The sequence below is a fragment of the Actinosynnema pretiosum genome (assembly GCF_024171695.1).
GTDB classification, from domain to species: domain Bacteria; phylum Actinomycetota; class Actinomycetes; order Mycobacteriales; family Pseudonocardiaceae; genus Actinosynnema; species Actinosynnema pretiosum.
In genome coordinates, this window is sequence record NZ_JAMTCF010000036.1 from 1 (window position 1) to 25,501 (window position 25,501).

General features: G+C 73.9%; 20 protein-coding genes. 2 read left to right on the top strand and 18 right to left on the bottom strand.

Translation table 11 applies throughout. The annotated features are described in order from the left end of the window. Positions 1-404 precede the first annotated feature (404 nt). A complete protein-coding gene (locus LV78_RS41405; protein ID WP_308208813.1) occupies positions 405-3,845 on the top strand; it encodes an ATP-binding protein in 3,441 nt (1,146 codons plus the stop codon). A gap of 218 nt (positions 3,846-4,063) precedes the next feature. Here LV78_RS41405 and LV78_RS39655 read toward each other — a convergent pair whose 3' ends face one another. The 16 genes from LV78_RS39655 to LV78_RS39730 all read right to left on the bottom strand — a co-directional run bounded on the left by LV78_RS39655 (position 4,064) and on the right by LV78_RS39730 (position 19,321). Continuing rightward, a complete protein-coding gene (locus LV78_RS39655) occupies positions 4,064-4,303 on the bottom strand; it encodes a hypothetical protein (protein WP_253851373.1) in 240 nt (79 codons plus the stop codon). A gap of 1 nt (position 4,304) precedes the next feature. Continuing rightward, complete coding sequence (locus LV78_RS39660; protein WP_253851374.1) at positions 4,305-4,928, bottom strand: helix-turn-helix transcriptional regulator; 624 nt, start codon at positions 4,926-4,928, stop codon at positions 4,305-4,307. Between the two features lie 73 nt (positions 4,929-5,001). Then, a complete protein-coding gene (locus tag LV78_RS39665) occupies positions 5,002-6,027 on the bottom strand; it encodes an NAD-dependent epimerase/dehydratase family protein (RefSeq protein ID WP_253851375.1) in 1,026 nt (341 codons plus the stop codon). Positions 6,028-6,058: 31 nt separating this feature from the next. After that, positions 6,059-7,489, bottom strand: a complete 1,431-nt coding sequence (locus LV78_RS39670) for an NADase-type glycan-binding domain-containing protein (protein ID WP_253851376.1) — start codon at positions 7,487-7,489, stop codon at positions 6,059-6,061. Beyond that, complete coding sequence (locus LV78_RS39675; protein WP_253851377.1) at positions 7,486-8,055, bottom strand: phage tail protein; 570 nt, start codon at positions 8,053-8,055, stop codon at positions 7,486-7,488. The genes LV78_RS39670 and LV78_RS39675 overlap by 4 nt, the downstream gene beginning before the upstream one ends. Next, the gene (locus tag LV78_RS39680) at positions 8,052-10,004 is read right to left on the bottom strand and encodes a putative baseplate assembly protein (protein WP_253851378.1); all 1,953 of its coding nucleotides are present in this window, start codon (positions 10,002-10,004) and stop codon (positions 8,052-8,054) included. The genes LV78_RS39675 and LV78_RS39680 overlap by 4 nt, the downstream gene beginning before the upstream one ends. Then, on the bottom strand, positions 10,004-10,411 hold the full coding sequence (locus LV78_RS39685; protein WP_253851379.1) for a GPW/gp25 family protein: 408 nt from the start codon (positions 10,409-10,411) through the stop codon (positions 10,004-10,006). Before LV78_RS39685 ends, LV78_RS39680 begins: the two co-directional genes overlap by 1 nt. Beyond that, the gene (locus LV78_RS39690; protein WP_253851380.1) at positions 10,408-10,719 is read right to left on the bottom strand and encodes a PAAR domain-containing protein; all 312 of its coding nucleotides are present in this window, start codon (positions 10,717-10,719) and stop codon (positions 10,408-10,410) included. The genes LV78_RS39685 and LV78_RS39690 overlap by 4 nt, the downstream gene beginning before the upstream one ends. A gap of 40 nt (positions 10,720-10,759) precedes the next feature. After that, complete coding sequence (locus LV78_RS39695) at positions 10,760-12,526, bottom strand: VgrG-related protein (RefSeq protein ID WP_253851381.1); 1,767 nt, start codon at positions 12,524-12,526, stop codon at positions 10,760-10,762. Continuing rightward, positions 12,523-13,233: a CIS tube protein gene (locus LV78_RS39700; protein ID WP_253851382.1), complete on the bottom strand. Its 711-nt coding sequence runs from the start codon at positions 13,231-13,233 to the stop codon at positions 12,523-12,525. The genes LV78_RS39695 and LV78_RS39700 overlap by 4 nt, the downstream gene beginning before the upstream one ends. 24 nt (positions 13,234-13,257) lie before the next feature. Further along, a complete protein-coding gene (locus tag LV78_RS39705; RefSeq protein WP_015801753.1) occupies positions 13,258-13,683 on the bottom strand; it encodes a phage tail protein in 426 nt (141 codons plus the stop codon). Between the two features lie 49 nt (positions 13,684-13,732). Then, positions 13,733-16,645 (bottom strand): hypothetical protein, encoded by a 2,913-nt coding sequence (locus tag LV78_RS39710; RefSeq protein ID WP_253851383.1) that lies wholly within the window; start codon positions 16,643-16,645, stop codon positions 13,733-13,735. Positions 16,646-16,650: 5 nt separating this feature from the next. After that, the gene (locus tag LV78_RS39715) at positions 16,651-16,809 is read right to left on the bottom strand and encodes a DUF6760 family protein (protein ID WP_177154659.1); all 159 of its coding nucleotides are present in this window, start codon (positions 16,807-16,809) and stop codon (positions 16,651-16,653) included. Continuing rightward, positions 16,806-17,306 (bottom strand): hypothetical protein, encoded by a 501-nt coding sequence (locus tag LV78_RS39720; RefSeq protein ID WP_253851384.1) that lies wholly within the window; start codon positions 17,304-17,306, stop codon positions 16,806-16,808. Before LV78_RS39720 ends, LV78_RS39715 begins: the two co-directional genes overlap by 4 nt. Then, complete coding sequence (locus LV78_RS39725) at positions 17,303-17,743, bottom strand: phage tail protein (RefSeq protein ID WP_253851385.1); 441 nt, start codon at positions 17,741-17,743, stop codon at positions 17,303-17,305. The genes LV78_RS39720 and LV78_RS39725 overlap by 4 nt, the downstream gene beginning before the upstream one ends. A gap of 48 nt (positions 17,744-17,791) precedes the next feature. After that, positions 17,792-19,321 (bottom strand): phage tail sheath family protein, encoded by a 1,530-nt coding sequence (locus LV78_RS39730; RefSeq protein WP_253851386.1) that lies wholly within the window; start codon positions 19,319-19,321, stop codon positions 17,792-17,794. Between the two features lie 271 nt (positions 19,322-19,592). Between LV78_RS39730 and LV78_RS39735 the strand changes: the two genes are divergently transcribed. Next, the gene (locus LV78_RS39735) at positions 19,593-22,646 is read left to right on the top strand and encodes an eCIS core domain-containing protein (RefSeq protein WP_253851387.1); all 3,054 of its coding nucleotides are present in this window, start codon (positions 19,593-19,595) and stop codon (positions 22,644-22,646) included. 69 nt (positions 22,647-22,715) lie between these two features. Here LV78_RS39735 and LV78_RS39740 read toward each other — a convergent pair whose 3' ends face one another. Together LV78_RS39740 and LV78_RS39745 are read right to left on the bottom strand one after the other, a co-directional pair. After that, the gene (locus tag LV78_RS39740) at positions 22,716-24,752 is read right to left on the bottom strand and encodes an AAA family ATPase (RefSeq protein WP_253851388.1); all 2,037 of its coding nucleotides are present in this window, start codon (positions 24,750-24,752) and stop codon (positions 22,716-22,718) included. A gap of 35 nt (positions 24,753-24,787) precedes the next feature. Beyond that, positions 24,788-25,480, bottom strand: coding sequence for a Pvc16 family protein (locus LV78_RS39745; protein WP_253851389.1), 693 nt, complete (start codon positions 25,478-25,480; stop codon positions 24,788-24,790). Positions 25,481-25,501 lie beyond the last annotated feature (21 nt).

Below are 25,501 nucleotides of genomic sequence, written 5' to 3' on the forward strand. Positions count from 1 at the left end.
GCGACAGCTGAGCGCGGCGGGCAAGCGCCCCGGCCTGGACCAGCCAAGGCTGCAACCGGGTGCGCTGGGCAGGACACCGGGACAGGTCCGGCCGGGACAGCGGGCCGAGGCGGCGGACAGGTGACCTCGCCGGGAACGGGCAGGGCAGTGGTGCGGCGTGGTGGGCGGGGAGCGGTCGGGGCGGCAGGACGGGGCGTGGCGGTGGTGGCGCGGTGCGCTGAGCGGGGTTCCGGGTGGGTGCCGGTGCCGTCGGGCGGTCCGGTGGGCCGCTGGACGGGAGACGGGCGGGCTCGGGTGGTGGGCGGGGCTTCGACCGGCTCGGGAGCCGCTGGCCGCGCGGGTCCGGTCGGGTGCGCGGAGCGGGCCGGGCGCGCTTCGGGCGTGCTGCGGGTGGGAGGGGCGGCGTGAGCGGTGGGGCGGTGGGGTTGCGGGTCGCGCTGCTCGGGCCCGTGCGGGCCTGGGTCGGGGAGCGGGAGGTCGAGCTGGGGTCGTCGCGGCAGCGCGGGGTGTTCGCCGTGCTCGCCCTGCGCGCGGGCACGGCGGTGCGGCGGGACGAGCTGATCCGGGGCGTGTGGGGCGACGACGCGCCCGCCACGGCGGGCGGCAGCGTGCACACCTACGTGTCCGTGCTGCGCAAGGCCCTCGAACCCGACCGGCCGCGCGGGACGCCGTCCCGGCTGCTGGAGTCGTCCGGGTCCGGCTACCGGCTGCGCCTGGAGGCGGCCGACTCGGACGTGGCCGCGTTCGCCGCGCTGCGCGAGCGCGCCCGCGAGCAGCTCGCCGCCGAGCAGCACCGGGCCGCCGTGAGCACGCTCGACGAGGCGCTCGCCCTGTGGCGCGGCACGGCCCTGTCCGGGTTGGACGGTCCGTTCGCCCGCGCCCGGCGCGCCTCCCTCGGCGAGGCCCGGTCCGCCGCGCGCGAGGCGCGGGCCGAGGCGGCGCTGGCGCTGGGCGGGCACGGCGACGTCATCGGCGAGCTGGGCGCGCTGGTCGCCGAGGAACCCCTGCGCGAGCGGGCCCGCGAGCTGCTGGCGCTCGCGCTGCACCGGGCGGGCCGCAGCGCGGAGGCGCTCGAAGTGCTGCGGGAGGCCAGGCGGGTGCTGCGCGACGAGCTGGGCGTCGACCCCGGCCCCGGCCTGCGCGCCGCCCGCGACCTGGTGCTGCGCGACCACCGCGCGGGCCCCGGCCAGGACCCGCCGCAGGCCACCGCCATCCCCCGCCCCCGGCGCGGTGAGGCCGACCAGGTCCTCGTCGGCCGGGACGAGGAGCTGCGGGTGGCCGAGGAGCTGATCGCCTCCGCGTCCTCCGGCCGGGGGCGGGCGCTGTGGGTCGAGGGCGAGATGGGCATCGGCAAGTCCAGCCTGCTCGCGGCGGTCGTCGCGCTCGCCGCGAACGCCGGGCACCGCGTCGCGCACGGCGTCGCCGACGAGCTGGGCACCCGGTTCCCGCTGCGGCTGGCCATGGACTGCCTGGACGTGGACGTGCGCTCCCCCGACCCGCGCCGCGCCGCGACCGCCCGCGCCCTGCGCGACGAGCGCCCGCCGTCCGGGTCGGTGTTCACCGCCGGTGACCCGATCGCGGCGGCCGTGGAGCGGCTGGGCGCGCTGGTGGAGCGGCTGTGCGGGGACGGGCCGCTGACCGTGGTCATGGACGACCTGCAGTGGGCCGACGAGAGCAGCACCGAGCTGTGGCACCGGCTCACCGGGGTCGCCCGCAGGCAGCCGCTGCTGCTGGTCGGGGCGGCGCGGCCGGTGCCGCACCGGGTCGACGTGGCCCGGTTGCGCCGCGACGCCGAGGCGGGCGGCGCGGTGCTGGACCTGCTGCCGCTGTCCGACTCGGCCGTCACCAGCGTGGTCGGCGAGCTGGTCGGGGCCGCGCCGGGACCGGGGCTGCGGCGGGTCGCGGCGCGCGCGGGCGGCAACCCGCTGTACGTGCGGGAGGTCGCCGACGCGCTGGTGCGCGAGCGCGCGGTGCTGGTGTCGGCCGGGATCGCCGAGGTCGCCCCGGACGTGCTCGACCGCACCCCGGTGTCGCTGGTGTCGGCGGTGGCCGACCGGCTGGACTTCCTGACCGACCCGACCAGGCAGGTGCTGCGCTGGGCCGCGCTGCTGGGCGGCGAGTTCTCCGTGGAGGACCTGTCGGTGGTGCTGGCCAGGCCCGTGCCCGACCTGCTGGGCGCGTTCACCGAGGCGGTCGCGGCCGGGGTGCTGCGCGACGCCGGGTCGCGGATGGCGTTCCGGCACCCGGTGATCCGGCAGGCCCTGTACGAGGGCACCCCGTCCGCGCTGCGCACCGCCCTGCACCAGCAGGCGGCGCGGGCGCTGGCCGAGTCCGGGGCGCCCGCCGAGCACGTGGCCGGGCAGCTGATGGCGGCGGCGGGCGAGGTGGACGCGTGGGCGGTGCGCTGGGTGGTCGGCAACGCCCAGTCGCTCGGGGACCGGGCGCCGCTGGTCGCCGTGGAGCTGCTGCAGCGGTGCCTGGCCTCGCCGCGCGCCCCGCAGGACACCCGGTCGGCGCTGGCTGCGCGGCTCAGCTCGGTGCTGTTCCGGGTGGGCCGGGACGCCGAGGCCGAGGAGCACGCCCGGCGCGCGCTGCCCGGTCTGCGCGACGCCGACCAGGTCGCCAAGGCCCGCTGGACGCTGGCGTACGTGCCCTACCGGGCGTCCCGGCCGCGCGCCGCGCTGGCGGAGCTGCGGGAGGCGCTGGCCGACCCGGTGCTCACCGACACCTGGCGGGCGCGGCTGCTGTCGCTCCTGTCGCTGGTGCAGCGGGCCGGGGTCGGTGACCTGGACCAGGCGGCGGTGAGCGCGCGGCAGGCCATCGCGGTGGGCGAGCGGGCGGGCGACCCGTTCGCGATCGGGCAGGCGCTGGAGGTGCTGTGGCAGGTGGAGGCGGTGCGGCGGGACTACGCGCGCGCCGTCGGCTACCTGGACCAGGCGCTCGACGTGGTCGGCACCGACGTGGGGCTGGCCGACCTGCGGCTGGTGCTGCTGGACAACCGGGTGTTCACGCTCCAGTGCCTGGACCGGCTGGACGAGGCCGGGCGGGTGCTGGAGCAGGCGTTCCGGGTGGCCGGGCCGGGCACGCCGGTCGCCGGGTTGCAGGTGGCGGCGGCGGTGCACGGGTTCTGGCTGGGCGACTGGGACGGGGCGGTCGCCCGGCTCGGGGCGGTCATGGCGGACGCGGAGGAGTTCACCGGGTTCGGGTTGCGCGAGGGCGGGCCGGTGCTGCTGCTGCACGGGGCCGCCGCGCTGATCGCCGCGCACCGGGACGACGGGGCCGCGCTGGCCGCGCACCTGGCGGCTGGGGCGAACCTGCCGCTGGTCACGGCGGCCGACCGGGAGAACTGCGACTTCCTGGTGGCGGCCGAGGCGATGGGGGCGGCGCGGGCCGGTGACGAGGCGGGGGCGGTGCAGCTGCTCGGGGCGATCCTGGACACCCGGTTCGCGCAGATGATGCTGCGGCACCAGTGGTTGCCCGACCTGGTGCGGCTGGCGCTGGCCTGCGGTGACCGGGCCACGGCGCGTGAGGCGGTGCGGGCGTGCGAGGCGGAGGCGGCGCGGGAGACCACGACGGCGCGGGCGGCTGCTGCGGCGCGGCGGTGCCGGTGCGCGTGGGAGGGCGACGCGGACGGGCTGGCCGAGGTCGCCGGGCACTACCGGCGGACGGGGCGGGTGTTCGAGCTGGGGCAGACCCTGGAGGACCGGGCGGTGCTGCTGGCCGGGCGGCCGGGGGTGGGCGCGGCCGAGCGGGAGGTGGCGCTGGGCGAGGCGCTGGCGGTGCACGAGGCGCTGGGCGCGCGGTGGGACGTGCGGCGGCTGCTGGAGCGGACCGGCCGGGACTGACCCGGTGGGGATCGGGACTGCGGGGATCGGGCCGGTGAGGATCGGGCTGGCGGGGATCGGATCTGCGGGGATCGGGCCGGTGGGGATCGGGATCGGGGTGCGGGAGCGCTCCCGGTCCACTCCGGACGGGCGGTGGGCCGCGTCCGGGCGGTGGTCGGGGCCACCCCTGCCCGTTCCCCCGGCGGTCCTCCCCCGGTGCGGGACCGCGCGGGGCCCGGTCACGGCAGCGGGCCCGCCGGACCACCTTCCTCCGCCAGGACCGGGGCGCCGATCACCCCGTCCCCCGACATCACCCAGTCGGGGTCGACCGGCGCCGGGCCGCGCGGCGCGGGCACGGCCTTCGGCGCGCCCGTCGCCCTGATGCCCCGCACGAGCAGGTCGACCACCCGGCGCATGTCGGCCTTCCGCTCCACCGGACCGCCGTCACCGCCCCGGTCCGCGCCGGAGGGCGCGGCCACCTCAGATCATCCCCTTCCGCAGCGCGTACGCGACCGCGTGCGGCCGGTTGCGCAGGTGCAGGCGGGTCGTGATGCCGTAGAACACGTTCTTCACGGTCCGCTCCGAGTAGCTGAGCCTGGTCGCGATCTCGGCGGTGTCCAGGCCGTCCGCGATGAGCCGCAGCACGTCGGCCTCCCGCGAGGTGAGCCGGTCGGGGCCGGTCTCGGTGGCCACCAGCTCGCGCTGCAACCGCTGCACGTGCCTGAGCAGCTCGGCCACCAGGTTCGGCGGCATCACCCCGCCGCCCTCGGCCGCCGCGAGGACGCTGCGCAGCACCCGGTCGCCGGTGGCGGCGGTGCGCGGCACGATCGCCACGACCCGGCACTCGGCGGCGGTGAGCACGTCCGCGTCGCCCACCTCGTCGAGCACCAGCACCACCGGCGTCCCCGCCTCGGTCGCGGCGCGCCGCAGCCGGGAGGTGACCTCCTCGGTGAACTTCGGCACCGCCACCACGGCGACGTCCGCACCCGCCCGCTCGCGCTGCCCCACCAGCACGACCTCGGACCTTCCCGCGAGGTAACTCGTGAGCCCCGCAAGGCTGAGGTGGTCGGTCGACTGCACCGCCACCCGAACTCGCTGATCCACCACTGCCTCCCACAGTCCCGGATTGTGCGAGTCCGACTCTGCCGGTGGCCGCTTCACGCGTTCTCAACCGCTTCTACACGACTTCTCCAGGCAGCCGCTCAAGCCGCGCCGACCAGTGCCGGTGGGCCCGCGCGACCAGGTCGGGCAGGGTGCTGGTGGGCCGCCAGCGCGGGTAGTGCGCGCTGAACTTGGCGGTGTCGGTGGTCCAGTAGCGCACGTCCGCGTAGCGGGGTTCGGGGTCGTAGTCGAAGGCGATCTGGCGGTCGGTGAGGTGCTCGTAGCCCGCGATGGCCTCCAGCAGGGAGCAGCTGCGCTCCCGTCCGCCGCCCGCGTGGTAGACCTCGCCCGGTCTGGGGGCCAGCGCGTACTGCCAGAACATCTCGACCAGGTCCGCGACGTCGAGCACGTCCCGCACCTGCTTGCCGCCGAAGCCCCTGACCACGAACGGGGAGCCGCGCAGGGCGTCGCGGACGAGGGCCGCGACGAAGCCGTGCTGGGCGAACGGGGCGTCGCCGGTGGTGGCGACGAGGCCGCCGGTGCGGAAGACGCCGACGGCGACGTCGAGCCGCTTGCCGCTGTCCTGGGCGGCGAGGTCGGCGGCGAGCAGCGCGGTGCCGCGCGGGGTGCGCTCGACGTGGTCGACGTGGTGGGCCTCGGGCAGGCCCCGGTCGTGGGCCGGGTGGCCCTCGGGCAGGTCCCAGCGGGTGGGGGTCTCGACCAGGGGCAGCAGGTTGGGAGCGGTCCCGTAGACCTCGACGCCGGAGTTCAGCACGAACACCGCGTCCGGGCAGCGGGCGTGCACGGCGTGCAGGAGGTTCGCGGTGCCGACCGCGATCAGCATCGGGTCCTGGCCGTCGGGCTCGCGGCCGGTGTGGACGACCAGGCGTACGTCCGCGCCGTACTCGGCGAGCACGGCGGAGACGGCGGCGCGGTCGGCGAGGTCGACGCGGTGGCGGCGGAACCGGGCGGTCGGCTCGGCGGTGGTGGCGGGACCCGTGCCCGCGTCGAGGCCGACGAGCAGGTCGTAGCGGGGGCCGAGGGCGCGCACCACCTCGCCCCCGACCAGCCCGGTGGGGTCGGTGACCACGGCGATGTCCATCGGTGCGCTCCTCGTCTCGGGGGAGGGGGGATCAGGGCCTGCGGAAGAACTCGACCTCGCCGAGGGCGATGTGCCCGCCGGGCGGTTGACCGGCCGCGCCGGTGATCACCAGGCGGATTCGGACCACGTCGCTGATCCCGGTGTTCCACTGCTGCGGGCCGGGCTTGTCGGCGAGCTCGACCCGCTCGGTGCGGGTCGAGCCGTCCTCGGCGGTGGTGACCACGTCCAGGGAGGACGCCCTGCCCTGGGCAGCGAACTGCTGCTGGTCCTCGGCGGCGCCGGTGTGCACGATCAGGGCGAGCAGGCGGAACGGCTCGGCGAAGGTGAACTCGATCGAGTCGCCGACGGCCGGGGCGCCCCAGTAGCGGTTGCTGGCGCCGTCGACGGCGAGGTTCGACGGGTGGTCGGGGAGCTGGGCGCTGGCGGCGGTGCCCGCCGGGCCGACCGGGGCCGGGGTGGCGAGCTTGTCCAGGGTGTCCTGCCACAGGTCGACCGCGCGCGGGTAGAACAGGTAGCCGGCGATCAGCAGCGCGGCGATCGCGGCGATGGCGGCGAGCCTGCGCAGCAGCCGGGACCGGTCCCCGCGCCACCGCCTGCGCTGCTTGCCGCCTGCCTGCCCGGCGCGCTGCTCCGGGTGGAGCGGGGTGGCGCAGCGGCGGCAGAAGCGGCGGTCGGGCGGGTTGGCGGTGCCGCAGTTGGGGCAGCGCGGGCCGACGACGTTGTCCTGGATCGGGGTGGTGACCTCGGGGCGCCGGGCCTCGGGCAGTCCCGGCAGGACGGGGCCGAGGTCGCCGGGGGCCCGGTCGGCCAGGGAGGTGGGGTCGGCGGGGCGGAACGGGGTGGGCGTGGCGGCTCGGGTGGCGCCGGTGGTGGCGAAGCTGGTGGACCGGCCGCCCCACCAGGGCCAGCGGATGGCCTTGAGGAACCGGGACCAGGCCGAGCCGGTGGGTTCGGGGCGGGGGGACGGGGGCGTGGCTGTGGGAGCGGGCTCGGCGGGTGAGGGCTTCGGCTGCTCGTCGCTCGGCGGCGCGGCCGGGAGCGGGGTGGGGCTGGGCGGTTCGGCGCGCGGTGGTTCGACGGGCGTGGGTTCGGCGCGCGGTGGGAAGGCGCGGGGAGGCTCGGCGCGCGGAGGCGTCGGCGGTTCGGCGCGCGGTGGTTCGGGGCGTGGCGCGGGCGGTTCCGCCTTGGGCGGTTCGGCCCTCGGCGGTTCGGGCGCAGCTCGTGGCGGTTCAGCGCGAGGCGGCTCAGCGCGAGGCGGTTCAACACGGGGCGGCTCAGCGCGAGGCGGCTCAGCACGAGGCGGCTCGGCTCGCGGCGGTTCAACGCGTGGTGCGGTCGAAGGCGTCGCAGGAGCGGGGCCCCCTCCCCCGCTCCCCCACCCCAGGTAGGTCCCGCAGTTGCCGCAGAAGTCGTCCAGCGGCCCGACCTGCGCCCCGCACTGCGGGCACGTCACCGCGCTCACCCCGCCTCACCGCCCCGATCCCCATCCCGATCCCCGTCCAGCACCTCGACCACGCACCGCAGGTGCACCGGGCACAGCGCCTCGACCAGCTCCTCCACCCGCTCCCGGTCCACCGCCGCCACCCCCGGCCGCACCCGCACCACCACCGGTCCGTCCGGCCCGGCGGGGATGGTGGCGCCCGGTTCCGGCGACCAGCTCACGCCCGGCCCGTCCAGCACCTCCACCCGCACGCCCAGCGACAGCTCGACCCGCTCCACCAGCCCGGACACCGTGCCGCGCTTGGCGTGCAGCTCCACCGCCCGGCTCACCGCCGCGCGCCGCAGCTCCAGCGGCCACCGGGGGTCGACTTCGGCCGCGACCCACTCCGACAGCCACGCCAGGAAGTCCTCCGGCGCGAGGTCGGGGTCCAGGTACGCGGTGATGTTGTCCAATGTGGACAGCACGGCCGACAGCACCGCGTCCAGCCCGCCGGTGAACCGCTGCGCGAACCCGTCCTCCGCGTACAGCGCGGGCAGCAGGGCGCCGATCGGGTGGTTGCTGGGCAGGTCGGGCAGCGCGGCCCTCATCGCTGCTCCACCGCGACCTGGTGCTGGTGCGAGAACACCAGCGCGTTCGGCGCGACCTCCAGCCGCTCCACCGGCCCGCCGCGCGCCCCGGTGATCGGGTTGGCCGGGAACATCCTGATCTCCTCCACCAGCCGCACGCCCGGAACCCGTTGCAGCACCGCGAAGACCTCGCCGAACTGCACGGGCCTGCCGAACTCCCACCCGTCGCCGTCGCGCCCGCCGCGCAGCGGGTTCAGGTACCGGTACAGCGAGGCCAGCGCCTCGCGCCGCACCCGCTCGGCCTCGGACTCGGCGGCCACCAGCCGCGCCACGACCGTGACGCCCTGGTAGCGCGGCGGTTCGACCACCAGGCGGCTGCCGATGAGCCTGCGCTCCTCCAGGTACCGGGCCACCGTGGTCAGCAGCTCCTGCCCCGGCATGAGCTGCTCGAACCGCAACCGGTCGTCCTCGTCGGCGACCGCGTCGGGCACCAGCAGCACCCGCGCGCCGTGCTCCGACGGCAGGCAGCGCACCCTGGCCAGCGACGGCGCGGCCTGCTTCGCGAGCAGCTCGTGGTCCTCGGCGGTGACCGCCCGCCACTGGGCGCGCAGCTGGTTGGGCACCCGCTGCTTGGCCTCGGGCACGGTCTCGGCCTCCACGCCGCCGCGCGCGGCCTCCCGGTTGACCACCTCCGCCACGTACGGGACGGAGCTGCGCAGCACCGAGATCGCGCCGCGCGCCACGTTGCCGCCGCGCCCGCCGCCGGTGCGGTAGCGGGGAACGCGGATCACCGCCCCCTTGGCGGGGGTGGCCCCGTAGCGGCGCAGCCCGCCGTCGGCCTCGCGCACGGCGGGCGGGAACCGGATCTCGCCGGTGCCCGCGTCGAGCACGACGTGCCGGTCGTCGGGGCCGGACGCGCCGAAGTCGTCCACCGCGGACCAGTCGACCCAGCCCTCGCCCTCGGACACCTGCACGACCACCGGCGGACCGTCGAGCAGGACCGGCGCGGAGGGCAGCGAGAACCGCTGGCCGGGCACCCCGGCCGACTCGCCGACGACGACGTCGGTGCTGGTCTCGGCGTGCTCGGCGACCGTGGTGCCGCCGATGGTGTAGGCCTCGACCTCGCGCACGGTCGGCGACTCGGAGTAGAATGGTTGCCCCGCGACGGGTTCCACGACGCGGCAGCGCAACCACCCGGCGGTGCTGCCCGCGATGGCCGACTCGACGTGCCCGGCAGGCACGTGCAGCACCACCTCGCCGGGCCGGTTGAGCCCGCCGGTGCCGTCCTCGTCGACCTCGCACGCGGTCCACCCGGCGCCGTCCCAGGCCTCCCACACCAGCGGCGGCTGCCTCGGGTCGACGCCGATGCCCTCGACGCGGCTGTCCAGGCGCAGCACGACCGCGCAGCGCGGCACGGCCGCCGACAGGCCGATCAGCATCGCGTCACCGGCGCGCGGCGACGGCTGGAACACCTGGACGTTCTTGCGGGTGTCCGGGTCGACGTCGGCGTTGCCGCGCAGGTCCCTGGTGCGGTCGGTGTGCTCGCCGCCGTCGGTGCGGGTGACCAGCTTGTCCAGCTCGCACGGCACGATCGGCAGGTCGTCGGTGGTGGCGAACACGACGCCGCCCGTGCTCTCGCCGCCGACCGTGGTCACCTCGGTCCCGGCGGGCAGCAGCACGGTGTCGGGCTGGGCGGCGGACAGCCAGAACGTGACGCCCGCGCGGGCGGCGGTCGGCGGGAACAGGCTGACGCCCAGCAGGTCCAGGAACGCCAGGTGGTTCTTCTCCGGCACCCGGTTCAGCCGGTAGACGAGCTGGTCGACCATGTGCGCGAAGGTCTCGATCAGCGTGACGCCGGGGTCGGAGACGTTGTGGTCCGTCCACTCCGGACAGCTCTGCTGCACGTACCGCTTGGCCTCGTCCACGAGCTGCTGGAACCGGCGGTCGTCCAGGTTGGGGGCGGGAAGCATCAGACGACCTCGCTCTCCTCGGAGGGGATGGTGTAGAAGGGGAAGACCAGGTTGCGCGGGTCGTTGGTGCTGCGGATCAGGTAGCGCACGTCGATGTAGAGCGTGCCGGTGTCGACCGCGTCGAACGCGACGACCACGTCGGTGACCTCGATGCGCGGCTCCCAGCGCTCCAGGGCGGTGCGCACCTCGCGGGAGATGTCACCGGCGGTGGCCCCGTCGGCGGAGGCGAACACCAGGTCGTGGATGCCGCAGCCGAACTCGGGGCGCATGGGCCGCTCCCCCGGCGCGGTGCCGAGGACGAGCCGGATGGCCTCCTGGATCTCCTGCTCGCGCTCGACCATGCCGATGCCGCCGCGCGCGTCGACGCCGAGCGGGAACCCCCAGCCCCGGCCGATGAACCCGCTCACAGCGGCCCCCCGACGAAGACGGTGCGCAGCGGCGGGATCGGGATGATCTTCGCCCCGCACGAGGTCTGGTCACCGACGACGGCGGCGGGCAGCCCGCCGACGAACACCCTGCTGGCCAAGGACTTCCCCGGCAGCACCAGGTTCGCCACGCTCGCGATGGCGTGCGGCGGGATGACGCAGACGTGCTGGGCGCTGACCACGGCGGCGGGCAGGCCCTGGATGAGCACGGTCATGGCCTTCGCGGACTTCGGCGGTCCGATCGTGCCGCCGTGCGTGGTCTTGTCGTTGACCCTGGCCGCCATGGGCATGGTGGTCCTCCTCGCGCTGTCCCGGTGTTGCGGTCCCGGCTCAGTTGAGCCGGATGGTGCGGCCCTTGACGACGACGTCGCCGGTGAAGCCGGTGTCGATGTCGACGCCGGTCCTGGCGGACACGTCGACCTTGCGCCCGGCCTTGAGCTTGATCCCGCCCCGGCCCGCGTCGATCTCGATCCCGGTGCGGGAGAGCGTGATGCTGCACCCGCCCCGACCGCCCTGGACCAGCCGCAGCTCGTTCTTCTTGCGGTCCAGCACCACTTCGAGCTCGTCGTCGCCGGACCCGAGCCGCACGCCCTGCGCGGCGGCGCCGTCGAGCAGTTCGAGCCGGTCGCCGCCGCGGTTGACCAGGGACCGCCGGTTGACCTTCCCGCTGCGGCCGTCCACGAGCTTCTGGTCGTGCCTGGACGGCTTGTCCACCCCGTTGTAGAGCCCGCCGAGCACGTAGGGCCGGTCCAGGCTGCCCTGCTCGAACCCGACCAGCACCTCGTCCTTGACGTCGGGGCTGAACACGCCGCCGCCCCCGGCCCCGCCCAGTTGCACGGTGCGCACCCAGTCCGAGACGTACTTGTCGTCCAGCCACGGGAACTTCAGCCGCACCCAGCCCCGCTGGCCGTTGCCGATCTCCTTGACGTCGGTGACCTCGGCGATCGCCAGCCCCGGCATCCTCGGCCCCCTGGCCGGGATGGCGTCGTGGGCGACCAGGCCCGCGAACGAGCGGTCCGGCGAGGCGCTGACCAGCACGGTGGTGCGGTAGCCCCGGTTCGGCTCGATGACGTGCGTGACGGCGGTGGCGGTGTAGCGCCCGCTGAACGCCGCGCCGACGTTGCCCAGCGCGATCGGGACGCCCGCGCGCAGCTGCGGGTTGCCCTCCACCACGGCCTCCAGCTCGCCGTAGCCCGCGCTCAGCGACTCCTCCAGGGCCTTCGCGGCGGCGTTCGCCTCGGCCTGCGTGGCGTACGGGGTCCCGGCGGCGAGGAGCTTGCCGCCGGAGGTGAGCTTGGCGGCCTTGGTGGCGAGCAGGCCGGGCACGACGGTCTTGCTGGGCTGCGGCTTGCGGGTGGCCACGACCTCCTTCTTGGTGGCCTGGTTCCAGCCGCGCACCTCGACGCCGCCGGTCTGCTCGTTCGTGCCGAGGACCGCGCGCAGCGCCATCAGGTTGCGCCCGTACTCCAGCACGTACGGGCTCTTCTCCGCCGACGTGGTGGGCGCGGGCGCCTTGGACGCGGGCTCGGGCTTGACGAAGTCCAGCACGCCCTTGTCGTCCACGCGCACCAGCGCGCCGTGCTCGCGGGCGAGGGTCTGCAGGAAGTCCCAGTCCGAGACGCCGGCCTGGCTGATGTGCTGGTAGGTGATCGGCGCGGCCTCGACCTTGCCGACGGTGAGCCCGGCGTTCTTGGCGACCTTGCGGATGATCGCGGTCGCGCTCATCTCGTGGAACGCCTCCACGCGGCGTCCGCGCAGCAGCCGGTGCGCGCGGTTCATGGCCCGCAGCACCGTGTACGAGCCGGTGCCGTCGACCTCCAGCTCGATGGAGGTGACCTCGCCCCGGAACAGCAGCTCGTTCGCGTTGGTGCGGGCCGAGGCGACCGACACCTCCAGCGGTGAGCCGAGCGTGATCCCGGTGTCCTTGAGCAGCTCGTGCGAGCCGTCGCGGTAGGTCAGCACGGCCACGTCGGGCAGCCCGACGTTCTCGTCGACCACGCAGCTGACCAGCTCGTCGTCCCACGGGGCCTTGACCGGGCCGCCGCCCGCGACGACGGCGCTGGCCGCGAACGCGCGCCCTTCCTCGGTGCCGCTCACCGGCCACCTCCGTCTGCCAGGGGCACCAGCAGCTCGGTGCCCGGAACCAGGACCATCGGGTCGTCGATGTCGTTGGCCTCGGCGATGACGCGCCAGGCCGTGGGGTCGCCGTACTCGTGGAAGGCCAGCTGCGCCAACGTGTCCCCGACGACGACGCGGTGCGTGCGGCTGGCCTCGTCGGACCCGGAGGTCGGGTTCTGGCCGGGCGGGTCGACCCCGGCCTCCTCGATGGAGAGCGAGCAGGTGGCGCGCAGCGGTTTGCCGTCGACGTCGAACAGCGAGTAGTCGACCGACAGGCTGGAGAGCACCCCGTCGAACGAGACGGACTTGGCGGTGCCCCACTCGAAGCGCACCCACGGGCTCGCGGGCTTCTTCTTCGCGATGCTCCTCTTGGTGGGCACGCACGCCACCATGAGGCTCTCGATGCGCTGCTCCACCGAGTTGTCGTGCTTGGCGGTGGCGTCCAGGAACACCTGCACCGACAGGGTTCGCGGGCCGCTGCCGACGAACTCGGGCAGCGAGGCGGACCCGGCCATGCGGGCGGGCTGGCGGCGCCACTCGGTGGACTTGGACAGCGAGAGCGCGTTGGGGTTGAACTGGAACTTGACGGTGGCGAGCTTCCCACCCGGTTTCGCGCCGACCCTCGGGGGCGGCTCCATGATGACCAGGCGGGCCTTGACGAGGCTCGCGCCCGAGGTGGGCGGCACGGCGGTCTTCCCTTCTTCCCGGTCTCAGGAGGCCTGGAGGCCCTCGTGGGCGATCTCCAGGGTCTCGACCGCGGCCGAGGAGCTGGACGGGTCGAACGACGGGCCCTGCCAGCGCACCGGCACCACGCCGATGACCTGCCAGCGCACGATCGGCTTCAGGTCCGGGGTGAGCGCGACGATCTCGCCGTCCTTCTTCTCCACCTGGCGCACCGTCTCGTCCAGCCAGCGCAGAACCTTGGAGGAGTCCTCGGTGACCGGGCGGGTCATGGTGATGTTGGTCCAGGTCATGCGGGTGGGCAGCTGCCAGGCGAACCCGTTGTTGCCGCCCTCGTTGTAGGCCTCGACCTCCATCTGCGCGCCCAGTCCCTCGCAGGTGTGGAACGTGCCGAGGCTGTTGCCCGCGATGGAGAGCCGGAAGTACACGGTGCTGGCGAACACGTCCGCGCTCATCGCTCGTTCCTCCTGCTTCGGGGCCGCTGGTCCGGTGTGGTGGGGCGGGTCAGCGGCGGTGGTCGTGGGGGCGGCCGACGCGGTCGCGGTCCCGGCGGATCTCGTTGCGCATCAGGCGGGAGAGGGGTTCGAGGAGCTTGCGGGCGAGGGCGTCCAGGTCGGCCCGGTCCTGGCCCTGCTCGTCCTTGTCGACGTCGGGGGTGGTGAGGGCGCTTGTGACGGCGGTGGGGCCGATGGCGGGTTCGGCGGGGGTGGTGGGGGTGGTGGGGGTGGCGGGTTGGGGAGCCTGGGCGTTTCGCTGGACCTGGTGCCGGGTGGTGCCGCCTGTCCTTTGGACGGCCTGGGTCGCTTGGCCTGCTTGGCCTGCTTGGCCTGCGGACGGGGTCGAGCCGTTCCGCTTCGCCGCGAACCGGGGGTTGACCCACTGGAAGGAGCCGGTGGTAGTGGTGACGGCGGGGCCTGCGGTCTCGGCCACGACGCTCGGGCTTCCGGTCGGCTGACCGGTCACCGGCGCCGCGTGGGGTTGGGCCGAACCGGTTCGCGCTGGGACAGCTCGCGTTGCGCTGGTCTGGATCGCGGCGCTCCGGGGTGCGCTGCCCTGCGGGACGGTGTTCCACGGGGTCGCGGCGCGCTGGACCGCCGTCACCGGGACCACCGGCGCGGCGGGCACCTGGTGCGGCGCCGAGGTGGACGGCGGACCGGTGTCCAGGCGGCGGGGTGGGATCGGGCGGACCACCGGGGTGGAGCGCCCGCTGGGCTTCGCGGCGCGCTGGACGGCTTGTTCGGCGCTCGTGGCGGACGCGGAGAGCTTGGGGCGCAACGGGTTCGTGGTGATCAGCGGGGCCGGGGCAGTGGCGCGCTGGACCGGGGCCTGGGGCCGGCTGGTCAGGCGGACCAGCGGGAGGCCGGTGGGGCTGATCGTCGCGCCGGGTAGCGGGGAGCTCTGGGCGGGCTTGGGCTGGCCCGGTGTGCGCTGAATCGGTTTGGGCTGGGCCGATTTGGGCTGGGCGGTCGCGGGGTGGGTTTCCACGGGGTGGGCGACCGAGGGGTGAACCGCCGCAGGGTGGACGACCGCGGGTTGCACGGGCGGGGTTTCCGGAGAGGCGCGCTGGACCTGCGGTCGCGCGGGGTCAACGCGCAGGCTCGCGATCGGCTGATCCGGCGAGAGCGGCACCATGCGCTGGACCACGGCGCTCGAACCGGGCTCGGCCACCTGGGGCTTGACGGCAGCGGACTCGACGGCAATGGGTTTGGAGGCAATGGGCTTGGCGGCAGGACCAGGATTAGCAGTAGGAGTGGGCTTGGTGGCAGGGCCAGGCTTGGCAGTAGGACTGGGCTGGTGGGCGCCGTTCCCGGTGGCGCTCTGCCTGGGCCGCGCATCCCCGTGGTTCGTGGCGGCTCTCTGGATCGGGGCCAGCGGGTTCGTGGTGGGCATGGCACTGGCCGGGATGGCGCTGATCGGCGCACCGAGGCCACTGGGGCGGACCACGGTGGGACGTGCCGGTTCCGAGGGCGTGGGCGAGGCTGGAGCCGAGGGGAGCGGGGCGCCCAGCACCGGCGCGGACCTCGGCCTGGTCTTCGGTTCCGGTGCGGTGGTGTCGGAGCGGGTCGCGGGCTTCTTGGTGTCCACCGAGCGCTGCACATCAGGCGTCGCAGCGGGGGCAGCCTCCGGGGCGTTCTTGACCGGGTTGGTCAACGGCAGCTCCGGGGTGGCCAGCGGCGTCACCTGGGGAGTGACGCGCTGGACCACGGCGGGGATCTGCCTGGTGGGCAGGTTCTCCGGAGTGCGGGCGGCGATCAGCGGGCGGGTCAGCGGCAGCAGTGGGACCGAGCGCTGCACATCAGCGCCTACCACGGGTCCTGGAACAGCGCTCGGCGTGGATTTGGGCGCTGTGGGCTTGGCGGGCGCGTGCTTGGGAGGCCCGGACTCGGCGGGAGTGGCCTTAGCGGGGGTGGCCTTGGCAGGTGCGGACTTGGCGGGTCGGACCGAGTTCGGGATGGCTCGGACGGTGCGCTTGGGCAGATCCACGAGTTGTTCGGCGGCACTGCGCTGCACCTGGGATGAACCGGGAGCCGCCGGTTCCGCAGGTGTCGCGGCACGACGCTGCACGAAATCCTGGGTGGGCGGGGTGACGGCCGGTTCCTGCGGGGTGACCACCGGCGCGTGCACCGAAGAAGTCGCCGATCGCCGCACAGCGGGCGTGGTGTTCTCGTGCCGTATGGCGGGGGTGGCTTTCTCCTGCTGCGCAGCGGGTTTGCGGCCGAGGACGCGCTGAACCCAGTTGCCCGCCTTGGCTCGGAACGTCTCGAACTGCGGCTTGGTCGTGCGCGCGGGCGCCTCGCCATCCACCACCGGTACAGCGGCCGGCTCGACGTCCGAGGATTCCGGCGTGTCCAGGGGAAGGTTGGACACCGCAGGTTTCCCACCGCGCTGCGCTCGGCGTTGAACCGGGCGCTGTTGTTCCCGGTCGCGCGTCGAACCACCCCTGGCCCGCTGCACCTTTACCCGTCCAGCCTCCCGTCCCGCTGCCCGTCCAGCCGCCCGTCCCGGTCCCCGTTCCGCTTCCGCTTCCGGTTGCGGTTGCGCGTCCGGCTCGTCGCCCGACGCGGCGCGGAAGACGAACTCGCCGCTGTCGCCGTACTCGGGCGTGGCCAACGGGCGCAGCTGGGCCACCCCGCGCACCACGCCCACGGGCGCGTCCGCGCTGAGCGAGTGCCCCATCGGCCCGGTGCCCACCGCGTGGTCCTGCCAGGAGGCGAGGCCGTCGCGGAAGCGCAGCCCGTCCCCCACCGGGAGCTCACCGCCCAGGACACCGCCGCCCCTCGGCGCCGCGCGCCACCCGCCGTCCCACGGCGGCAGCGGCGCGGAACGGCGCTGCACCACGACCGGCCCGCTGTCGGCAGAAGCGGCACCGTCGCCACCACCGTCCCCGCCCCGCCGCCCGCGCGATCCCCAGCGCACCCGGCTCACCTCCCCTCGTTCACCCTCGTGTTGATCCGCGCGATCTCCGCGACCCACCGCCTGCGCTCGTGGTGCTCCAGGTCCAGCACCTCGTCGCGGGACCAGTGGAAGTGGTAGGCCACGTACGCGACCTCCTCGTGCAGGCGGTCGGCCGCGTACGTCACGATTCCCCCAGGCGCCCACCGGCCAGGTCGACCTCGAACGCGGCGCCGCACGACGGGCAGGCCACGCCCGCCCTGGTGTGCCCCTCGCTGTTGATCCGCCGGTAGAAGTCCTGGAGGAACGCGATGTCCGTGGCGTACATCTGCTCCACGACCCCGGCGTGCACCTCGGGCACCGAGCCCAGCCGCGTGATCACCTGGCTGAGCAGCACCACGCTCAGGTAACCGGGGTTCTCCTTGACCCGCAGGTCGATCTGCGGGCGCAGCTCGTCGCGCGCGGTCGCCAGCCGCATCCGGCCGTGCCGGTGCACCTGGCCGTCCGAGTCCACGTACCCGCGCGGCAGCTCGAACTCGAACTCGGTGCGCAGCCTCGGGGTCGCGGAGTCCGCGCCCCAGGAGGACTCCTGCCGGGAGGTGGGCCCCTCGGAAGGGGCCCGCTCCGGCTGCCTGTCGGTGACCAGCTCGTCGAGCTGGTCGATCGCGATCGTCCGTCGCCTCATTCGACCTTGATCTCCTCGAACGTGAGGGTCACCTTCTCCGTCGCGGCGGTGGACTCGCCCGCCTTGAGCGAGGGGCCCTCCCAGCGGCTGGCCCACGCGTTCATCAGCTGCATCCGGCGCACCGTGTTGCCCTCGGTGTCCTTGACCTCGATGGTGACGTTCTGCCGGGCGGCGCTGACCGCGCCGTTCTCCAGGGTCTCGTTGAGCCACTTGGACAGCTCGTCGCTCTGGTCGAGGCCGCGGGTCAGCGTGACCTCGCCGCCCTTCTGCGCGCCGGGCTGCTTGCGGATCAGCGGCTTGCCGGTGGCGGTGACCTGGAAGACCTCGACCACGTCCTCCTCGACGGTCAGGCCGCTGACCTCCTGCAGGGACTCGACCGTGTAGCCACCGAGCTGCACGCCGAAGATGTGTGTTGCGAGGGCGTCGCCTTCAGCCATTGCTGTGCTCACCTTTCTGCTTCACGCGCCGGTCCCGGCGCGCGCGGGTCACTCGCTGACGAGGCTGGTGCTGTCAGAGAACTGCGCGAGCCGGAACACGACGAACTCGGCGGGCTTGACCGGCGCGACGCCGATCTCGCAGATGACCTGGCCCAGGTCGATCGACTCGGTCGGGTTGTTCTCCGCGTCGCACTTGACGTAGAACGCCTCGGCCGGGGTGCGGCCGAACAGCGCGCCCTGCCGCCACTGCTCGGTGAGGAACGCGGTGATGTTGCGCCGGATGCTGGACCACAGCCGGTCGTCGTTCGGCTCGAACACCACCCACTGGGTGCCGATCAGGATCGACTCCTCCAGGTAGTTGAAGAGCCTGCGCACGTTCAGGTAGCGCCACGCCGGGTCGGAGGAGATCGTGCGGGCGCCCCAGATCCGGATGCCGCGACCGGCGAAGGCGCGGATGCAGTTGACGCCGATGGGGTTCAGCAGGTCCTGCTCGGACTTGCTGATCCCGGTCTCCAGGTCGACCGCGCCGCGCAGCACCTCGTTGGCGGGGGCCTTGTGCACGCCGCGCTCGGCGTCGCTGCGGCCCCACACGCCCGCGACGTGCCCGGACGGCGGGACGAAGGTGTTGCGCCCGCTGGACGGGTCGAACACCTTGATCCACGGGTAGTACAGGGCGGCGAAGTTCGAGTCGTAGCCCGCTTCCTCCAGCCGCCAGTTCCGCACCCGCTGCGGGGTGAGGCCGGGAGGGGCGTCGAGCACGGCGACCCGGTCGCCCATCTGCTCGCAGTGCGAGATGACCGCGAGCTGCACGGTCTTCACGCCCTCCAGGTCGATCTGCCCGCGCTGGTAGGAGCTCATCAGGTCGGGGACCGCGACCATGGTGACCTCGTCGACGCTCTCCAGGCCGCCGAACCCGGTGCGCGCCTCCGCGTCGCCGAGGTACTCCTGCGGGTCGATCCTGGCGGGCACGCCGCCGGATGACGCCGGTGCGCTCGCGCCGGGCAGCGCCACGGTCTGCTTGTCGGGCTTGGCGAGCGCGCCGCTGGGCTGCTCGACCACCTCGACCAGCCTGGAGCGCTCGGCCAGCTGCGTGGCGACGTAGTTCTTGGCGTTCTTGCGGGTGGACACGTCGTGCGTCTCCACGACCCGGTTCCCCTGGCGCACCAGCAGCTTGAACCGGTCGTCGGGCGGGTTCTCGCCATCGGCGTCGGCCACCTCGACGGACACGTCGCCGCCCGCGTCGGGCAGCGACCGCACGGTCAGCGCGCCCAACCGCACCGGCTCGGCCCTCGGCGGCTCGGCGCTCTCCTGCCGCTCCCCGCCGACCCGCACCACGTACGCGGAGCCGCCGCCGTTGGAGAAGTAGCCGTAGACGGCGTGCGGCAGGTAGGCGTCCTCGGTGAAGCCGCCGAACAGCTGGACGAACTGGTTCCAGTTGGCGACCAGCGTCGGCCGGTGGAACGGCCCGCGCTCGGCGAAGCCGACGAACGCCGCGACGGCGGTGCCCACGCCCTCGATCGGCCGCGCCCCGGACTGGACCTCCTCCACGTACACGCCGGGCGACAGGTACTGCGGCATGGTCCGCTCCTCCTGGGTTCTCCGCTCTGGCGAGCTCCCGCGCTCGGCGGGGGTCGCGCTCCGACCAGGAAAGCCTCTCTCCACCGGGAGCTCGGCGGCAGGACCGCCGGACCACCGCGCGGTGCACGGTGACTGCCTGAAAGGGCAAGCGCGCGCGGGTGCCCGATGGGGCAGGCGCGATGCCCTGCCGATGTCCCCCGGAACGGTTCACCGGGACCACGCGGAGCGGAGCATGGGGTGGTCCCAACCGTGACCCCGGCGAGGTGCCCGCGTGCGCGAGACGAGGAAGCAGCAGGAAGAGCAGAGCAGCCGCAGGACCGCGCCCACACCGGTCGGCGAGCGGATCGACACCGCAGGGGTCGGGGAGGTGCTGGAGCTCCAGGACGCGATCGGCAACCGCGCCACCGCCAGGAGGATCGCGGCGCAACGGCAGGCGGAGCAGGAGCAGGACGCCGACGACATGCCCACCGCCCAGCGCGCGCTGGTGGACGCCGCGCTGCGCTCACCCGGCAGGCAGCTCGGCGGACCGATGCGCGAACGGTTGGAGAGGTTCCACCAGACCGACCTGTCCGGCGTCCGACTGCACAGCGGTGCCATCGCCCAGCGCTCGACCGAGGCGATCGGCGCGAGCGCGTTCACCGTGGGCAACGATATCGTCCTCGGTCCGAACGCCAACAACGCGAAGACGCTCGGCCACGAGACCGGCCACGTGAAGCAGCAGTCGGAAGGCGCGGTCGCGGGCTCGGACAACGGCGCAGGGCTGAGCATCAGCGACCCGAGGCACCATGAGGAGCGGTCGGCGGACGCGGACGGGAAGGCCTTCGACTCGGGTGCCGAGCACGCCCCGTCCCTGGGCTCGCACAGCGGCGGTGCGGAGAGCCACGCGGGACACCACCACGTGCAGCGCTTGACCACGAGCGACGACGACTCCTCCTACCGGACGTCCTCGTCGGGGAGCTCGTCCTCCGAGGAGTACTCCACCGACGAGTCGTCGGACGAGGAGGAGTCGTCGTCCGACGAGGACCGGCCGAAGAGGGCTCCGGCCCAGAGCGGGACGGGACAGGACAAGTCGAAGGCCGGACTGGTCAAAGCGGTCCAGGACGTGGTGGCGGAGGGCACCTCGGCCCACGGCGGCGGCAGGCACGGCCGGGTCACCGAGCAGGCGCGGTTGCGCTTCAACCGTCCCTACGAGCACCAGCGGGGCCAGCAGACGGTCTCCCAGCTCAGCCTGCTGCTGCACGACACCCTGCGCCGCGTCCAGGACGACCTGGCGGAGGTCCAGGGGAGCTTCACCAGGCTCAGCGACCGCGAGGTCCAGGGCATGATGATCAACGACCGGCTGATGTTCGCGACGAACTTCAACGACACCATCGACAATGTCGAGACGAGGTTCCAGGAGGGGATCGCCCGGCTGCGCCAGTTACTGAGGGAGCATCAGCAGGATGACGCGGGACGCACCGGGGGACTGCTCCCGGCCGACGCCAACGAGTACCGGGAGCGCATCGCCCGCGCCCAGCGCAAGATCGAATCGTTGATCGCGGGAACGCGCGAGATGGCGAACCAGGCGACGGCGGACGCCCTGCGCGCCAACCTCAACGGCCCTGTAGTGGTCGTCGACGCGGGAGCGGCGAACATGCGCGAACTGCTCACCGCCCCCGAGCACCGGGGAACCACGTTCCTGCTGACCTTCCGGGAGTCGGACGGCAGGAACCGGGAAGGTGAGCGGAGGCCGAAGTCGATGCACGCCGAGCAGAAGCTGCTGGTGGCCATCGACCGGTCCGGGCTGAAACCGGACCAGGTCAAGGGCGAGTTCGTCATCGTGGGCAAGTACCGCCCCTGCATGGGCTGCGCGGCGGCGCTGCGCTACTACCAGGAGGCCATGGGGTTCGAGACCCTCCAGTACAACCCCAACTACGGGCACTTCTACACCGACTCCGTGGAGAGCTTGGCCTCGCACCTGAGCCACGTCGTGGGCGACCCCCGCTACCTGGAGTACATCAGGGAGATGGTCAACGCGGACGGTGACAGTGGGAACCGCAACGCGGTGAGCACCTCCGCGCTGTCGAACCAGGAGCCCCCCGCCGAGCACGACGACGTCAACGGCCCGGAGATCCGCATCGACGCGAGCGACGCGCAGGGGCGCGGCTACCGGACGCCATCGGAGAGCGAAGGGGAGGGGAAGAAGACCGCGCGGGCCAAGGTTCCCTACAAGCCGGGTGCCGGGGGGCGCCGCATCGGCAAGGGGACCAAGAAGGCCTCGGGTGGCCGTCGCGCGCAGCGCTTCCTCACCCCTGCGCAGGAAAAACTGGTGCGCGACACGTGGTTGAGGGGCAATTCCGAGGAGCAGGCCGCTCTGTTCAAGCACTTCAGCAAGCGGAAGGGTGACGAGGGACCGCCGGTGTCCCAGAAGGAGCTGTCCGAGGCCACCCAACCGAAACCCGGCGAGGAGGACCAGCGGAAGGGCGCGACGCCCAACAAGGTCGGCCACCTGGTCAACGACAAGACCGGGCACAAGGACCGGGACAACGCGCGGGCACCCGGCACCGCTCCGAAGAGGGTGCCCACGCGCGGCAAGAAGGCCGATCCCACCGCCCCGAAGAAGCCCAGGGGGAAGGGGGACTTCAAGAAGGGCGGCCCGATGGACTCCGATGGTGAGAAGGAAATCAACAAACTCATCAAGCAGCGGCAGCCGAGCTACGACCAGCTGAGGGAGAAGGCCGAGGCCGACGGGAAGAAGGTCAAGCCGGCCTTGATGCGGAAGGAGCTCGGCCAAGGCATCGCCGACCTGCGGAGCGAGTACAACATCGGTGGCCTGGCGGGAAAGCTCGTGATGTCCGAGGACGCGCTGCGCAAGCACCTCAACCGCACGTACGGCAAGCTCAACGAGAAATCGGCGAAGAACACCGCTCCGCCCCCGCCTGCCGCACCCGCCCGCGCGGAGGACGAGGACGTGGTGATGGGAGGCATGGACGAGGAAGCCCAGGACGAGGAGTCCGGGTACCCCGATGTGCCCGGCTACCGGCACTTCGTCGACTACGGCACCGGGCAGCACTACTACCAGGACCGGGACGGGGGCCAGTACTTCTACGACCTGGACAGGGGACAAATGACGCTGATCCAGGCCGGACTGGAGGTCTACGACCCCGACGAGGTCGTCGCGGGACCCTCCGGAACCAGGTGGGACGACCACATGGAGGTGGACCCCGGCGCGGAGGCGGACACCGAGGAGGAAGAAGACGACGTGCTCTCCGACTCGGCGATGCAGGTCGACGAGGAGGACGAGGTCTACGAGGGGAAGGGCAAAGGGCGCTCGCGGCGGGGGTAGGGGCGCAGCCGAAGGCCCGGCCGGGACCACCCGGCCGGGCCTCGTGCCGCGCCCCTGCCCAGGGTCCGGTCAGCCCGGCGCCAGCCAGGGGCCGAACTCGCTCTCCAGCACGAGCCTGCCCAGCTTCCGGTACTCCTGGTGGATCGCGTCCACCAGGTCGGCCATCGTCACCGGGCGGTCCCCCGCCGCCGCCAGGTAGGCGGCGGTGATCGCGCACGCGCGGATCGACCCGCCCGCCAACTCGAAGCGCTCCGCGCAGAACGCGAGGTCCACGTCGTCCGCGCGGGGCAGCGCGGGAGCGAGGCAGCGCTCCCACAGCGCCCGGCGCTGCTCGGCGTCGGGCACCGGGAAGTCCGCGATCACGTCGATCCGCCGGGTGAACGCCTCGTCCACGTTGGAGCGCAGGTTGGTGGTGAGCACGGCGATGCCGTCGAAGGACTCCACGCGCTGCAGCAGGTAAGCCGATTCCACGTTGGCGTTGCGGTCGTGGGCGTCCTTGACCTCCGAGCGCTTGCCGAACACGGCGTCCGCCTCGTCGAACAGCAGCACCCCGTGCACGCCCGCCGCCTCGGTGAAGATCCGCTCCAGGTTCTTCTCCGTCTCACCGATGTACTTGTCCACCACCGTGGACAGGTCCACCACGTACAGGTCCATGCCGATCTCGGCGGCGACCACCTCGGCGGACATCGTCTTCCCGGTCCCGGACTCACCCGCGAACAGCGCGACCACCCCGCGTCCACGGCCCCCTCCGGGGCGCATCCGCCACTCCCCCAGCACGCGCTCCCGGTGCCGGGCCCGCATCACCAGCTCGGTCAACTGCTTGCGGGTGTGCGCGGGCAGCACCACGTCGTCCCAGCCGACCGAGGGCACGATGCGCCTGGCCAACCGGTCGAGGCCCGCCCCGTTCTGGGCGCGCACCCCGGCCCGCACGTGCGCAAGCCCGACGGGACCGCCCTGAACCGCCGCCAAGCCCTCGGCGACCGCCACCGCGCGGTCCAGCTCCTCCGCGCCCAACCGGTAGCCCGCGAGGTCCGGGAGGAAGCCGGGATCACCGCCCAGCGCCTCGGTCCACCGGGCGGCCAACCGGTCCGGCGCGGGGGACGGCACCGGCACCGGCACGACGGGGCGCGGGCTCCACCGAGGGTCCCAGTGGCCGGCGCCGTGCAGCAGCAGCGGCACGCCCTCCGCGCGGGCGGCCAGTTCGCGCAGCAGCCTGACCCGCTGGGGCAGCAACGGCTCCAGCGGTCCCAGCACCAGTCCCGCACCGCGCAAACGGGCCTCGCGGACGGTCTCGGCCAGCGCGGGGTGGTCCTGGTCGGCCAGCGCCACCGGGTCCACGACGAGCGCGTCCCACCCGCTGCTCGCCAGCGCGGCTACGGCGATCGGCCCGGCGTCACCCGCCGGGTCGCGCAGGTGCAGCGCGCGAGCACCGCCGCTCAGCGCGTCGGCGAGCCTGCCGACCAGCTCGCTCTCCGGTTCCCCGCGCGGGGCGACGACCCGCGCGAACGCCGCCACCTCGGGCGCGAGCGCGTCGTCCCCCAGCAGGTGCGCCACGACCCGGTCGGGCACCCTGAGCGGCCGGGCCAGCGCCGGGTTCTCCGGGGTCTCCACCACGACCAGACCGCCCGCCACGAGCGGCGAGGTGGCGGACAGCCGGAACCGACCGGGCCCGGCGACCGGGGCGCCGCACAGCCGCAGTGCGAGCCCGACCGTGGCCCTGCGACGGCGCACGTCGTCGTTGAGGTAGGCGTAGAGGCTCTCGAACCGGGCGTCCACGTCAGGCGCGATCGACACCAGCAGGAGCTCGACGTCCAGCGGGAACAGCCGGAAGTCGCGGGCCAGCCTGGTCAGTCGCAGGTCGGAGCGCTCGGGTTCGGCGACGGCGGCGGGTGGGTGCAGCGGGGGTTGAACGGGCTGGTCCAGCACCCGCCGCACGGCCTCGTCGGTCAGGTAGAGCCCACGATGGGGGTCGAGCGGGCTCCCGTCGTCATCGGCGGCCTTCTCGACGGCTTTCCTGACCCGGCGCTCGACGGCACCCAGCCTGCGCCACAGGTGCGCCACGTCGGCCGCCCGCGCTCGGGCCACACCTCTCAGTCGGTCCGCCACCGCAGGCTCCCCCACCAGGTCCACCGCCGCACCGATCACGTCAACCGCCCCCGACGGCGGCGCGAACCCGCCACGGGCAACCGGGACCTGCGCGCCCCGAACCCCTCACCCTCCGCCCTCGACGGCCCGTCGTAGCGGAGCCTGCGCGGGTCCTCGTGCGCCTGCTCCGAGGTCCGCAGCACCACGCCCTCGGTCACCGGCGGCCCGGCATCGGTCCACTCACCGGCCAGCGGCGAGATCACCTTGAGGTCGATGGACGGCTTGAGCTCACCGCCCAGCGCCGACCACACCTCGGCGGTCGCCCGGTCTTCCCGGACCGGCCTGGCCGCGGTGAGAGTCACCGACAGGTTCAGCTCGGCGAGCGTGCCGGTCAGCCAGGACGGGGCCATCCGCTCGTTGCGCACCAGGCACGCCAGTACCTCCGAGAGCAGCCGGTGCTCGTCCTGGGGGCGGTTGGTCCACGCCGTGACCAGGTAGGACAGCTCGAACCAGCGGGCGGGGGCGCGCCAGCCGACCACGACGCCCCGCTCGTCGCGCCTCTCCGCGCCACCCGCGTGTCGCCGCCCGACGTCCTCGCGGATGTCGTACAGGAACACGTTGACCGTGGGCGCGTTGCGCCGCGCGTTCCACTCGGTAGTGGGTGCGTCGAACACCAGCTCGCTACCTCCCGCAGGAACACCGCCCGCGGCGAACAACCTGCGGATCGCCTCGTCCACCTCGTGGATCACGCTGACCTCCCCGCGCTCGAA